Annotated in this window: 3 protein-coding genes; all 3 read left to right on the top strand. The window is 48.0% G+C overall.

Translation table 11 applies throughout. The features are described from left to right. Positions 1-49 precede the first annotated feature (49 nt). The 3 genes from Q0V21_RS17770 to Q0V21_RS17760 are packed head-to-tail and all read left to right on the top strand — an operon-like array spanning position 50 to position 15,831. A complete protein-coding gene (locus Q0V21_RS17770; protein ID WP_301879940.1) occupies positions 50-6,580 on the top strand; it encodes a non-ribosomal peptide synthetase in 6,531 nt (2,176 codons plus the stop codon). A gap of 33 nt (positions 6,581-6,613) precedes the next feature. Further along, complete coding sequence (locus Q0V21_RS17765; RefSeq protein ID WP_301879938.1) at positions 6,614-13,768, top strand: amino acid adenylation domain-containing protein; 7,155 nt, start codon at positions 6,614-6,616, stop codon at positions 13,766-13,768. Then, positions 13,768-15,831: an amino acid adenylation domain-containing protein gene (locus tag Q0V21_RS17760; protein ID WP_301879937.1), complete on the top strand. Its 2,064-nt coding sequence runs from the start codon at positions 13,768-13,770 to the stop codon at positions 15,829-15,831. Before Q0V21_RS17765 ends, Q0V21_RS17760 begins: the two co-directional genes overlap by 1 nt. The last annotated feature ends 4 nt before the right edge of the window (positions 15,832-15,835 follow it).

Below are 15,835 nucleotides of genomic sequence, written 5' to 3'. Positions count from 1 at the left end.
GTCGTCTGAAAAACAGTTATTCATTCTGATCCACGGAAGGAGAATTTGAATGGAGACAGGTCATCGCAAGTTTCCAATTCCTGCATCCAAGCAAGAAATGCTCCAAAGATTGCTGCATCAAAGAGTAGGAAATACAGCCGTTTATACAACCGTTCAGCCTGTATCGAGGACGGAGTTTTCTCCGGTATCCTCTGCTCAAAAGCGTCTTTGGTTTTTGGATCAGTTATATCCACAAAACGCATTTTACAATATCCCTTTTCTATTTCGCTTCAAAGGAGAGCTGGATACGAGTGCTTTAACCAAAAGCCTTGAGCAGATGGTCAGCAGACATGAGTCGTTGCGAACCACATTTGCAGTTGAAGACGGGGAACCCGTTCAAATTATCCATGATCAGTCTGAATATAACTGGAAAATGAACGATGTAACCGATCTGCCTGAAGAACAGCGGGAACCCGCCGCCATGGAGTTGTTCCAGCGGGAAGCACAGACACCGTTTGATTTATCGACAGGGCCATTGTTGCGTTCCGGTTTGATTCGCGTTCAGCCGAATGATCACTTTTTTATGATGAACATCCATCATATTGTTTTTGATGGTTGGTCAACAGGCGTACTGTGCCAGGAACTGGAACTGCTTTATCGTGCGAACCGGAATGGTGAGGATTTGCCCCTGCTGCCCCTTGAGATTCAGTATGCAGATTATGCACACTGGCAGAACGAATATTTGAAAGGAAGCGAAGTTCAGCAGCAATTGTCGTATTGGGAGGAGAAGCTTAATGGTAGTTTACCGATATTACACCTTCCGTATGATTTTCCAAGTCCTTCTCGCCAAACGTTCAAAGGCGCATTTACTACCTTCACGATTCCATCAGAAGTAAATGCTGCATTGAAGCAGATAAGCCGAACGTATGGAGCAACTCCTTTTATGGCATTTCTGACCGTTTATAAGATTCTTTTATATCGATACACACGACAAGAAGACCTGGTCGTAGGAACGCCAATTGCCAATCGTAATATCAATGAATTGGAGGATTTGATTGGTTTTTTTGTGAATACCTTAGTGATTCGTACATCCATATCCAGCGACATGTCCTTTGTGGACCTGTTGAAACGGGTACAGCAAGTAACACTGGATGCTTATGCGAATCAGGATGTGCCATTCGATACCATTGTTGAAGCTATTCAACCTGAGCGGAATCTGGGTGGAACCCCACTATTCCAGGTGATGTTCAACCTGATTGACGATGTTCGGCTGAGTCTGGATGGGCTTCATGTTACCCCACTAGAGATTGATAACCAAACGTCGAAGTTTGAGATGGAGCTTACCCTGATTGAACACGCTGAAGGGATGTCTGGTGGAGTTGAATATAGTACCGATCGGTTTAAGGAAGATACCATTGCCAGCCTGATCCAGCACTATCTTCTGCTGCTGGAGTCCGTCGTTCAGCATCCGGATGTTCCTATTTCGCAGCTTCAATTTTTATCTGAACAGGAATGTCAGCTTCTGGAGCAGTGGAATCAGACGACCGTGCCTTATCCGGATGACATCTGTATGCACCAGTATTTCGAACGTCAGGTCAAACAGACACCTGATAAGAGTGCTATCGTCTTTAAGGACACTCGCTTGAGTTACCAGGAGTTAGATCGTCTGTCTAACGGACTTGCTTTCAAGCTTAGGGAGCATGGGGTGGGCCCAGATGTTTGCGTCGGAATCTGTATGGAACGGTCATTGGAAATGGTCGTTGCGGTGCTTGGTGTTCTAAAAGCTGGAGGAGCTTACGTCCCACTTGACCCGCATTATCCTCAGGACCGCTTAATTTATATTTTGGAGGATACGGATGTCCCGGTTGTAATTACTCAATCCTCACTGTTGTCGCTTATTGGGGGGGCTGGCACAAATCTGTTCGTTCTGGATCATATTGAAGAGCTTGAGCCTGTGGAAGAAGTCCCGGAGTCTGGTGTTGGTCCAGATCATATTTTATACATATTGTATACTTCGGGTTCAACAGGCAAGCCAAAGGGCATCGTGATGGATCATCGCCCTATCGTAAATCTGATGGCTTGGCAAATGAAAAACCTGAAGTCACCGCAACAGGCGACTGTGCTTCAGTTTTCGACCCTGAATTTCGACATGTCATGCCACGAGATGTTTTCAGCTTTTGGCAGCGGAGGCACGGTAATTCTGGTCGATGAGCAGACTCGCAAAAATCCGGAGAGTCTACTTGAACTGATTGTTGTGCATAAAGTTCAACGTTTGCATTTGCCCTACATCAGCTTCCAGCAGTTGGCTGAAGTCGCCGAACAGATCGAAGGCATCGAATATGAGATTACAGACATTACTGTTTCAGGAGAGCAGCTTCGCGTTACACCACAGATCAGAAACTGGCACAAAAAGCTTGGGAATTGCACGGTTCAGAATCACTATGGCCCAACGGAAACCCATGTCGTTACCGCATTTATGATTGAAGATATGGATGAAGTTAATCCTCTGCCACCCATAGGCAGAGCCATTGATAACTGTGAAATTTACATTCTCGACAACGAACTCCAACCTGTCCCGGTTGGCGTATATGGCGAGCTGTATATTGGTGGAATATGTCTCGCGAGAGGATACCTGAATCGGGAGGAACTGACCGCGGACAGATTTATCCCTAATCCATTTGCAGATGAACCTGGTCAGCGCATGTATAAATCGGGAGATCTGGCCCGCTTTTTGCCAAGCGGTGATGTTGAATTTTTAGGAAGAATGGATGAGCAGGTCAAAATTCGCGGCTTCCGCGTGGAACCAGGTGAGGTGGAATCGGTCATTAGCACGTATCCCGGTGTTCGGGAGACGGTGGTTGTGGCATACCAGGAGCAGCAAGCACCACATGAACTGGTCGCTTACGTTGTAGTAGATCAGGAGGATATTGTAGAGCCTGAATTAAGGGAGCACTTAAAAAAGAAATTACCAGATTACATGCTTCCTACCATTTTCATGAAGATTGAGGAGATGCCGTTGACACCGAGTGGCAAGGTCAGTCGCTCTGCTCTTCCACAGCCCAAACGCAACATGGGAGGAAAAAACAAGACAGCTCCTGTTACAGCCGCGGAAAAGGGTGTTGCCGCCATTTGGGTAGATATTCTCGAGTGCGAAGAAGTGGGGCTGGAGGACCAGTTTTTTGAACTGGGCGGTCATTCATTGCTGGCGATCAAGGTTATCTCCCGTATCCGAAGTGCGTTCCAGACCGATCTGCCGCTGTATACCATTTTTGAGTTTCCGCAACTTAGTGACTTTGCAGCACATTTAGTGCACTATCTGGCACAGCATGAAGGTCTTTCATCAGAAAGTGAAAGTATTGTTCCAGTACCTCGCGAGCCTTATATGCCACTCTCTTATGCTCAGGAGCGAATTTGGTTTTTTGAGCAATGGCAGCAGGACTCATCCATGTATAACATCTCCAAGGCCTTACATGTTATGGGGGAGTTGGACGAAGCAGCTCTGGAACAGAGCTACCAGCAATTAATTGAACGTCATGAGAGCTTGCGAACCAACTTTGTGGATCAAGCTGGACTGCCGAAGCAAATGATCCATCCCTTCCGGTCACTTCCGATTAGACGGTTAGATTTGCGTAATGACGTGGGTGAGCGCCAGTATTTCCGTCTCCAAGCTTTGATTGCTGAGGAGGAGCAACAGCCATTTGATTTGGCCAACGATCCGTTAATTCGAACTAGTCTGTATCGTTTGGACGATGAAGAGTGGGTTCTACTGCTGGTGGTACACCATATTATTTTCGACGGTTGGTCCATGTCGTTGCTTGAACAGGAATGGTGGGAAAATTATGATCGCTGCAAGCAAGACCCTGCTTTTCAAAGGGAAGCCCTTTCTCTACAATACGTGGATTATGCGATTTGGCAACGAAATATGCTTCAAGGCGTTCGTTGGGAAGAACAAATGGGCTATTGGAAAAACCAATTGCAAGGTAAGCTTCCCATTTTGCAATTACCTACCGATCGTCCGAGACCTGCCCAGCAATCGTATAAAGGGGCGCATGTGGACTTTACTATAGATCGACGACTCGCCGAGAAAGCAAGGCAATTCAGTAAGCAGGAAAACGTATCATTATATATGACTCTGCTTACGACGTTCAAGGCGCTGTTGTATCGATATACCGGCGAGCAAGACCTTCTGGTTGGTTCACCCATGACCAATCGTAATCGGACGGAATGGGAGCAGTTGATCGGTTTTTTCGTGAATACACTTGTGCTTCGAACCAGTATGTCTTCTGAGATGACGTGGAAGGAACTGTTGAGCAGCGTGAAAAGGGTCACGATGGAGGCCTTCTCCCATCAGGAGATTCCTTTTGAAAAGCTGGTCCAAGAGCTGCAACCGGAACGTTCTCAGGGATTTTCGCCTATATTCCAGGTGATGTTTTCCCTGCAAAATACGCAACATGTATATGATAGAGAGTCATTAAAGTTCAGTCCGTATAATCTGGAAAACATCAACTCGCTGTTTGACATCAGCATGTTCATTGAGGAGGAGCAGGAGCTTCAAGTGACGATCGAATATGGGGCTGCTCTGTTTGAACGAGGAACCATCGAGCGGTTTGCCCAGCACTATTCGCAGTTACTGGAAAGTATGTTACAGCAGCCGGAAAAATCGATCGCACAAGCTTCCCTGTTGACCGAACAGGAGCGGAGGCAACTGCTCGTCGACTGGAACGATACGGCGAGGTCCGGGTTAAATCATAGAGCCCAGGAGCAGGACATTTATCAGCAATTCTCACAAGCTGTCCTTCGTCATCCACACGCTGTCGCCATTGAGGATGGAGAACGAACAATCACGTATGAAGAGCTTCAGACCCAAGCTCAGGCTATTGCATGCATGTTACGGGATGCACATACTGAGGCGGGTACAGTCATTGGCGTGTACATGGAGCGTTCGATTGAACTGGTGGCGTCCATGCTCGGAACGTTGAAGGTAGGCGCATGCTTTGTGCCGATCGACCCTGAATACCCAGCAGAGCGTATTCGCTGGATGGTGGAGAACAGCAGGATGCCGATTGTTTTGACGCGCTCCGATTTAATGGATAGTTTGCCTATTGATCACGATTGTGTGGTTGCCGTGGACAAGCTGCAAGGAATACAGGTGGAACGTGTCTCGCAAGAGGAAGCTGGGCTACCTTCGAAATGTATATCCATGGAAAATACAGCTTATGTAATCTATACCTCGGGGTCTACGGGTAAGCCCAAGGGAGTCATGATTTCGCAGCGTTCGCTTGCGGATCATGTTCAGACTGTCATAGAGGGGAACCGACTAAATGATAACGACCGGATTGTGCAATTTTCAGCGATCAGCTTCGACTTCTCCATTCATGAGATATTTCCTGCGCTTCTGGTAGGTGCAACGCTTGTACTGCGTCCGAAATCGGTATTGGATACGCATGAGTTCGTCCGATGGTTAAACGTGAAAGAAATCAGTGTACTTTACTTGCCTACAGCCTACTGGCATTTGCTCGTTAGTGAGTGGGAGGAAACAGATGCTTTTCCAGTGTCTATGAAGCTGGTATCCGTTGGAGGAGAAAAAGCCTCCATAGCCTTATACGAAAAATGGAAGCAGATTACGCAGGGACGTATTCGTTGGAGCAATGCTTATGGGCCGACAGAGGCAACAGTAGCGGCGACCACTTTTTATGATGATATGGATAAACTGCATGAAGCGCATGAGGATCTTCCAATTGGCAGACCCTTGCCGAATACACAGCTTTACATTCTGGATCACTTGCTTCAGCCTGTACCCATTGGCGTTGCGGGGGAATTATTTATAGGCGGAGTAAGACTGGCCCAAGGCTATTTGAATCAACCGGAGCTAACTGACAAGGCCTTTATTCCTCATCCGTTCCAACAGGGCGAGCGCTTGTATCAAACGGGGGATTACGTTCGTTATCGTGAGGATGGACAGATCGAATACATTGGAAGGAAGGATTCGCAAGTCAAAATTAGAGGGTATCGTGTGGAACTTGGAGAGATCGAGGTTTGTCTGGAACAGCTACCACAGGTTGAACAGGCTTTGGTGACGGTAAGAGATGACTTGGATGCCTCTGGGCAGCAACTCGTCGCCTACGTCAAATGCAAAAATGGAGAGGCTGTTCTGGATACCATCCGCCATGATGCCAAGCAGCTACTGCCATCTTATATGCAGCCGTCCTTCTATGTGACATTGAAGAATTTCCCGTTTACGGCGGGGGGGAAGATTAATCGCGCGCTTCTTCCGAAACCGGATGTATTTTCAGCGGAGAGTGCAGGTTCAAGACAGCCCGCGAATGAAACAGAGGAGCGCTTGTCTCGGATCTGGTGTCAACTCCTTCATCGAAAGGGAGTTGGGACGAAGGAAAACTTCTTTGAGATTGGTGGTCATTCTCTACTTGCAACACAGATGAACTCTCTGATTCGTAAGGAGTTCTCCAAGAACGTACCTATTAAAGCGATCTTTGATTCGCCAACGATTATGGAATTGGCTCAGATTATCAGCAGTATTGAAGCGGAAAGCAAAGTAGAAATCCCGAAAATTTCAAGAATGCCGAGGGGCACGAAAACGTGAAGCCACCATCTAAGGAAAAAGGGGACTGACCAATTGAGTACACCGATTAGCAGTAACCATTATTTGTTTCCAGCGTCCTTTGCTCAAAGACGAATATGGTTTGTTCAGGAGACCATAACTGACCCTTCTGTCTATCATGTGCCTCTGTTGTACAAGCTTGACGGACCCGTTGATCTCGAAATACTTCAGCGCTCGATTAATAAACTAGTGGAGCGTCACGAATCCTTGCGAACATATTTTACAGTGGAGAACAATGACATCATGCAAGTCATCATTCCCGAACTGGACTATGTCATCAGTCATATTCAATTACCGACCGAAGCTGACATGCGAATTAATAACCGCATAATGCAGGATATACGCAGTCCGTTTTCATTGGAACAGGCCCCCCTTTTCCGGATGGTTCTTTACTCCATTAGTGAACAGGAACACTATCTTTTAATCAATATGCACCATATTATTACAGACGGCTGGTCCTATTCTGTCTTCATGCGGGAGCTGAGTTTGCTGTATTCCGCTGTACGACAAGGAAAAGAGGCTGAGTTAACAGAACTGCCGATCCAGGTAGTTGACTTTTCACAATGGCAAAGAGATAGTCTGCAAGGCGAAGGGCTTGAGAAACAAATGCTATTCTGGGAGAAGCATCTGGAAGGAGAACTTCCTGTTCTGGACTTGCCTGTTGATCCAGCAAAACCGCTTGTGATCGATAATACAGGAGCTTCTCTTGAATTTCACATTCCTCTCCGGCTATCTGAGCGCTTCGCGCAGTTATGCAGTAGCAGCGGTACGTCGTTATATATTGGGCTCTTGGCTGTATACCAATTGCTTTTGGCCCGTTATTCGGGTCAAGACAATATTATTATTGGAACGCCTATTGCCAATCGGCATCATATTGAGCTTGAGAACGTCATCGGGATGTTTGTTAATACAATGACCTTGCGTGCTCGTCTGCATGACAATCCTACCTTTCGGGAAATGCTGATGCAGCTACGAAAGACTGCATTAGAAGCTTACGAGCATCAGGATGTACCCTTTGATATGCTCGTTGAAAGGCTGGCCCCGGAGCGTAGCCTCGGACAGACACCCATTTTTCAGGCGATGTTCTCGTTCCAGAATCATCCGAAGCTGGAGCTTGATTTGCCCCATATCGACATTAAGCCGGTTGAGTTAGATCTGGGTACAGCCAAGTTCGAATTGTATCTAGACATTGCGGAGTCGCCAGATGGATTACATGGCATATTCGAATACCAAAAGAATTTATACGATGAGGTTCTGATTGAACAGCTATCTGTCCATTATGTGCAACTCATAGAAAGCATTCTGGAGGATACGGAGCAGCAAATATGGCATATTCCTTTTATGTCTGAGCAAGAGAAGCGGTCTATAACCGAACAACTGCATCATCAAAAGGATACGAAAATTCAGGTACAGAGTTCGACATGTGGCCATCATTCGTTTGAACACTGGGCTGGCTTGCAAGCGGATACCATTGCCGTTCGTGATCAAGGCGACGAAATAACCTACGCTGAGCTTAATCAGAGATCCAATCAGGTTGCGTGGTACATGCGTGAGAACGGGGTTGTTCCCGGCACGGTCGTAGGACTATGGCTTGATCCATCCATAGACCTCATCGTGGGTATGTTGGCCGTATGGAAAGCAGGGTGCTGCTGTGTTGCGCTGAATTCCGAGCATCCTGTAGCACGGAATACTATGATGCTGCAACATGCAGGTGTATCATGCATTGTTACAAACGAAAATAACGTCCGCAAAGTTCCGCAAGCAGGACAAGAGATCTTTTGTTTGGAGCGGATTCCTGCAATCCCTGCGTATGCTGCCAATCCTGAGGTACAGGTGGCTGCACATGATGGAGCGTATCTGTTCTGTAATACTGGAGCATCTGGTGCTTCACAATCTATCGCTGTGCCTCATTACAGAATTGTGCAGCTATCTAAATCGGCAGCGGAAACGTTTGATTTGGATCGGGATGATGTATGGGCCATGCTACATGCAGTGGACAGTGAACTGGCGTTATCGGAAATATGCGGAGCATTGTTCAACGGAGGAACATTGGTTATCGTGCCTGGATGGATTGCCGATCAACATAAATATATGAATGAACTGCTGATTCAGGAAAAAATAACGCGCCTTACACTAACTCAGGCTTCGTTTCTCACCTGGATCAGACTGGATGAAACCAATGCAAAAGGGAAGCTGGACCTTCGTACGATTTTTATTAAAGGAAAGAACATAACCATACCTTCCATGAATGGGTGGTTAGGCCGTCATACCCGTCATCAGCCGCAACTCATTCAAATAAACAGCCTGAGCGAGCTGGGGGGTGTAGTCAGTAGTCGTATCATTCCGGCTAGTGGAAATTCATATGAACGACCAGATCGAGGCATTGGTGCGCCATTAACCGGTCGGGTGCTATATATTCTTGATGCCAATGGTGAGGTTGTGCCTATGGGTGCGGCGGGTACACTGCATGCGAGCGAGCCGGATTCGGATCATGCAAGAGCGTTTCACGCCAGTCAACCGGATGAGCGATGGAGCTATCGTTCAGTAAACGGTGAGTCCGGTGTGTGGTTATATCGGATGGACGATATATGTCGCTATTTACCGAATGGAGAGATCGAATGCTTGCGCCATTTGGGTTACCAAGCGGAGCTAGGTGAATATATCGTTCAGCTTGATGAGATACGGATGGCGTGTCTCAAGCACCCAGCTGTTCAGGAAGCAGCAATACAGGTACGGAGGGACGAATACGGTATAGATTATGTGATGGCTTACCTGGTTGCTGTGACTGGGCAGACTGTTCCCATACAACAGGTTCAGCATGATCTGCGGGACAAACTTCCTGAATACATGGTTCCGGGAACGTTGCTTTGGGTGGAGCAACTGCCTCGCTTGACCAGAGGTGAGATAGATTATGATCTTCTTCATAGTAACACGGAACATAAGTCGAGGCGGTCCGCGTATGTGCCCCCAGCCAACGCAATTGAAGAGAGCCTAGTAAACATATGGGAAACTGTGCTTGAAGTTTCCAGGATCGGCGTCCAGGACAATTATTTCGTCTGTGGAGGAGATTCAATCCGGATGCTGTCGATTATTGCACTTGCCAAAGATGCCAATCTCTATTTCGGTATCAGGGACTTGTTATCTCATCAAACAATACGGGAGCTTGCACCTCATGTATTGATGAATCAGGACATCGTCAAGCTTACAGACAACAGGTTTGATCTGGTGCCTGAAGAGGACCTTGCCAAACTGCCTGAAAATATAGAGGATGCGTACCCTCTTACACAACTACAACGAGGCATGCTGTTTCAAAGTGAGCTGCATTCCGGGTCCAGGCTGTATCATGATCTCATTCAATTTTCCATAAAGGGTTCCTTCCATAGGAAAGTATGGGACGAAGCCTTCCGGATGTTAATCAACCGTCATCCGATCTTACGTACGACGTTTGATCTCTCGAGTTACAGTCTTCCTCTACAATTGGTGCATACAAGAGGCAAGCTGCCCATCAAGTATGTAGATGTAAGCGATATGGACCCTGATACACAACAGGAAATGCTTCAGGAATGGGTGGAGCATGAAATGGACACATCCTTTGAATGGAGTCAGTCGCTCTTGCGTGTCGTTATATTGCAGCGAGCGAAGGACTGGGTTCAACTGAACGTGTCCATGCATCATTCCGTACTGGATGGCTGGAGCGTGGCCCATTTTACAGCAGAGTTGTTTGGAACGGTGGATCACCTTTTGCAAGATCAGGTACTGGAGCCTGCTCCACGATTACAAACGACATTCAAGCAATATGTGAGGGAGGAATTAAAAGCATTACAATCCCCCGAGCACAAGGAGTACTGGGAGCGAAGACTGGACGGCTTTTCTCGAATTAGGCTTCCACAGTGGAAACCGGCAGATACAGCTCCTCCCGTCATGAAGCTCAAGGAGGTGGAAATATCGCCATCTCTTTCACGTGACGTGCAGGAACTCGCACAGAGGACGCTGATTCCAATCAAGAGCTGGCTGCTGGCCGTTCACATACACATTTTAAAAACATTAACCAATCAACGGGACATCACAACGGGAGTGCTGTTCCACGGTCGTCTTGAGCAGAAGGATGGTGACCGCGCCCTGGGCTTATTTCTTAATACACTGCCATTTCGCATGCAACTGGACGGAGGAACCTGGGCCGCCATTGCGGAAAAAACGTGGGAAACTGAAAAGGAGATGCTGCAATATCGCAGATACCCTATGGCCCAGATCCAACAGGATACCGGAAACGGCAAGTTATTTGAGACATTCTTTAATTTCACTCATTTCTATGTATCCGAGCAGAAGCTGGGTTCCTATGGGAGGCTGCACATTGTTGAGGAGCCAGGATACGCCGACAACAGTTTTCCATTCGGAGCAGAATTTTCTCTGGATGGAGAAAGCGGTGAATTAAGGCTGGCGCTCCGTTGGGATCAGGTGTTGTTCAGCGATGAGCAAATGAGCCGAGTTGCCGGATACTATCAGATGGCGCTGCGTGCAATTGTTCAACATACCTATGAGGTTGCGGATCACGACACCTTACTGTCTGTTGAGGAAATTCAGGAAATAGATAGCTGGAATCAAACGGAAAACCATTTTCATCAAGTCCATCTGCTGCACAAGTTATTCGAGCAGCAAGTGGAGAGCACCCCTGAGCAGCTTGCTCTTGCTTATCAAGGTCAACGCTTAAGCTACCGTGAGTGTAATGAACAAGCGAATCGGTTAGCTCATTATTTGCATAAACTTGGAGTTGGGCCAGATGTGAAAGCAGGTATATGTTTGGAACGATCCACTCAACTGGTCACCAGTCTGATGGCTATTCTGAAGGCAGGCGGCGCCTACGTACCGATTCATCCGCATCATCCGGCAGTTTTCGTTCAGGAACTTATTCAGGATGCTGATCTTAGACTTGTCGTAACAAGCGAACAGTGGGCTTCCTTATTTGAAGGATACGCTGGAACGGTTCTGTATATGGAACGGATTCATGAGGAATTAGCCATCGAATCTGCCTCGAATCCCAATGTCCTGTGCCTGCCCGAGCAGCTTGCATACATGATTTATACCTCCGGCTCCACGGGAAAACCCAAGGGGGTGTTGATCGAGCATAAAGCGATTGCCAACCGACTTCTCTGGATGCAGGAAGAATATCGATTAACCGGGACGGATCGGGTGCTTCAGAAAACACCGTTTACATTCGACGTCTCCGTATGGGAATTTTTCTGGCCGTTGATCACGGGAGCGGGATTAGTCATTGCAGAGCCTGAAGGGCACAAGGACCCGGAATATCTGATTAAGCTCATTCAGGAAGAAGAGATTACAACGATTCATTTCGTGCCTTCCATGCTGCATGCTTTTTTGGCTCAACGAGAAGTAGAGCAATGCACTGCACTGAAAAGGGTCATTTGCAGCGGGGAAGCACTTACGCATATGTTAAAGCAACTATTTTTTGAAAAGCTGTCATGTGAACTGCACAACCTGTATGGACCTACGGAGGCTGCTGTTGATGTAACCAGTTGGTCGTGCAGACCGGAAGATATAAACGTTCCAATCGGTTATCCAATTGCAAATGTCTATCTGCGGGTACTCGATGAACAAATGTCGCCTGTCCCTGTTGGTGTGCCTGGTGAGCTGTATATCGGCGGCGTCTGTCTGGCACGCGGATACCATCACCGACCAGAATTGGATGCGGAGAGATTTATACTCGACCCGCTCCGAACCGAGCCGAATGCACGCCTGTACAAAACAGGGGATGAAGTCAGGTATCTTCCGAACGGGGCTATTGAATATATGGGTCGTCTGGACCAACAGGTCAAAATACGTGGTCATCGTATTGAAATAGGGGAGATTGAGGCCAGATTGGGCGAACATCCCGGCATTGCGGAATGCGTGGTGTACACAACCAGTCACAGTAGGCAGCATGTGCAGCTAGTTGCTTGCATCGTGCAAAGAAACCCGAATGTTCCGCTGGATCGCAAGGACTTGTATAGCTTCTCAAAAAACTGTATGCCTGAGTATATGATCCCTGGTCACTGGATGTTCATTGATAAAATGCCGTTAACGACTAGCGGAAAAATAGACCGGAAGGCGCTCCCGCAGCCAGATACGAGCCCTGTGGCAGAACTGAATGATGCATTCCAGCCACCAAGGAATTCCTGTGAGCACCAATTATCGGATATTTGGAAACAGGTTCTTCAAGTCGCTGCTCCAGGCATCAGGGACTCATTTTTTCACCTAGGCGGTAACTCATTGCTTGCGATTCAGCTCATGGCCAGAGTAGAGCAGGCGTTTGAACGCAAGCTGCCATTATCAACGATTCTGGAGCATGACACGATCGAACGGTTAGCCATGCTGCTGAGTCAGGCTCCGGCAGGGGAGTCAAAACCATCATCTCTTGTTGCCTTAAATGCTTCAGGTTCCCGAACCCCCCTTTATTGCATTCATCCTGTAGGTGGAAGCATCGTATGTTATAACGCTTTTCCACAGGCTTTGGGAGCGGAATGGCCTGTTTACGCCATTCAGGACGAGCATTTGAACGGAACCATGAACTACGACATGCCAGAGCGTTCCTTTTCTTCGATTAAGGATATGGCTTATCAGTATATTGCACGGATCAGGGATGTGCAGCCAACAGGACCCTATGCCTTGTTAGGTTGGTCATTCGGCGGTATTGTGGCGCATGAAATGGCTTGCCAGCTTGAACAGGTAGGAGAAGAGGTCGAGATGCTGATGCTGCTTGATGCAAGGCTAAGGTCTCATGAAGAAGCAGCGTTTGAGCTTTCGGAGAACGAATGGAAGGAACATTTCCTGCAGGACATTACAGGCGTACAAATGATAGGGGATCGTTCAAATGAGCGAAAAAAAGACTGGAGTCCCGATGAAGAGCATCTGAATCATTTCTATACTCTGTTCAAATCCAATTACAGGGCGATGCAAGAGCATGTTCCCCAATGGTTTGGTGGCGCGTTAACCTGGTTCAGGGCCCAAGAGGAGGAACAGGCTCTGTCTATGGAGGGTGACTGGAGCAACTATGCCAAGCAGGTAGATAGCATCATGCTGGACGGGGATCACTATTCCATGATGAATCCCTTGAATGTTGCACGGATTGCAGCGTATCTGAAATCCTATACCCATGAAGCGAAGGAGTCGGTCTGATGTCAGCCCAATTGCGATATATAACGCTTAGAAATAGCGACGGACAATATTCTATCTGGCCTGTGGAGAGAGAGCTTGCATATGGCTGGGAATACGCGGGCTTTGAAGGAACAGTCGAGGAATGTCTGAAGCAGATTGAAGGCGTCTGGACGGATATGAGGCCGGTAAGCTTGCAGCCCAATCCTTCATATGTCAGCGATTTAGCGAAAGAGGCATGTATTCAGGAAATTTCGGAAAGGGAGCCAGCCCCGTTTTGGAGCGGGAGCATCATCCCCTTGAATCCGTCTTCCTGCATCCATCACTTGTTCGAACGCCATGCACAAGCGAATCCTGATGGTGTTGCACTGACCTATGAATCTAGACATATGACATACCGTGAACTGGATGAAGCTGCCGAAGCTCTCGCAAACAGGCTGGCAGAGTTTGAAGTTGGCCCTGACAGCATCGTTATGGTTCTTGCCAATCGTTCTTTGGACCTCGTGATTTCGCTATTAGCAATCCTAAAGGCAGGGGGATGCTACTTGTCGCTTGAGACAAGTATCCCGCAGGCAAGGCTGAATTTTATCCTTGAAGATGCTTCGCCCTGCCTGGTTATTACTCAAGGCTGCTTCAGTGAGCGGTTCGAAGAACATTCGATACCTGTACTGCTGCTGGATCATGACAAACAGACGTTTGCTTCGGCCCCTAGGCGAGAGAGGGCAGAAGTGACACCAGAGCACTTGGCTTATATCAGCTACACATCAGGCTCGACAGGCACGCCGAAGGGCGTATGTGTACCGCATCGGGCGGTTTCTCGTTTAGTCGATAATGCGAAGGATTTCTCGTTTACACCCAATGATGTATTTTTGCTTGTTTCACCGGTCGCTTTCGACGCTTCCACGTTTGAACTTTGGTCTCCTCTCACCAATGGCGGGCGACTGGTTATCTACGATAGCGGAATGATACGTCCGGACCTGCTATCTGAAACGATCCGAACGGAGGGAGTAACGACGGTATGGCTAACAGCGGGATTGTTTCAGGTAATGGTGAATTCCTATCTGGATATGTTTAAGGGGCTTAAACATGTGTTGGCAGGTGGGGATGTGATCTCGTCTGCACACCTTGAGCTGCTTCTGGCAACCCATCCGCATCTGACGTTCACTAATGGATACGGTCCAACGGAAAATACGACATTCTCGACCTGCTGGACCACTACGACGATGACCACCCACCCTACTGTCCCGATTGGTTCACCGATCAACGGAACGTGGGCAATCGTCTGCGATGAAAATCTGAATCCGATGCCCCCGGGGCAGGAGGGTGAATTATACGTTGCCGGGGCAGGTTTAGCGAGAGGATATCTGAATAATCCGGCAGAGACGGCGAGCAGATTTGTGCCGAATCCATGGAGCAAAACGGCCGGGGCCCGAATGTTGAGAACAGGGGACCTTGCCCGGTGGTTTGAAGACGGAGGCTTGGAGTTTATCGGTCGTGCAGATCGACAGGTTAAAATTCAGGGATACCGAGTAGAGCCGGATGAAGTCGAAATGGTCATCACCAAACATAGAGATGTTCAGGCTGCCGTGGTTACAACTCAAGAGGACGGATTGGGGAACAAGCGTCTGCTTGCATATGTTGTGACCAATTCTTCTCCAGATGAGGAATCCAGGAAGCTGACCGGGTTGTATGAATACCTGTGTCAGCAGTTGCCTCCTTACATGGTTCCATGGGCCATCATGCCGCTGGCGGGAATGCCGTTAACGCCGAACGGGAAGGTAGACAGGGGGCAATTGCCTGCGGCTGTGCGCTCTCCTCGCAGATTGGGCACACCCTATACTGCCCCGAGAAATGCGATGGAATCGGAACTTGTCAGACTATGGGGAGAGAACTTGTTGGTGGAGCCTGTGGGCATTCACGACAACTTCTTTTCACTTGGCGGCGACTCGCTGATCCTGTCTGAACTGATCGTTAATATGGAGAACTTGCTGGAAACGGTCATACCTGCCCGCTTCCTTTATCTGAAGCCGACGGTTGCGGAGCTTGCTGTCATGATTGAGGATAGTAAACCGGTCACACAAGGCTAACTCA

This window comes from Paenibacillus sp. 11B (genome assembly GCF_030487755.1).
Classification (GTDB): Bacteria; Bacillota; Bacilli; order Paenibacillales; family Paenibacillaceae; genus Paenibacillus; species Paenibacillus vandeheii.
The sequence above is the reverse complement of the archived record's forward strand: the minus strand, read 5'-3'. Positions and strand labels throughout refer to the sequence as shown.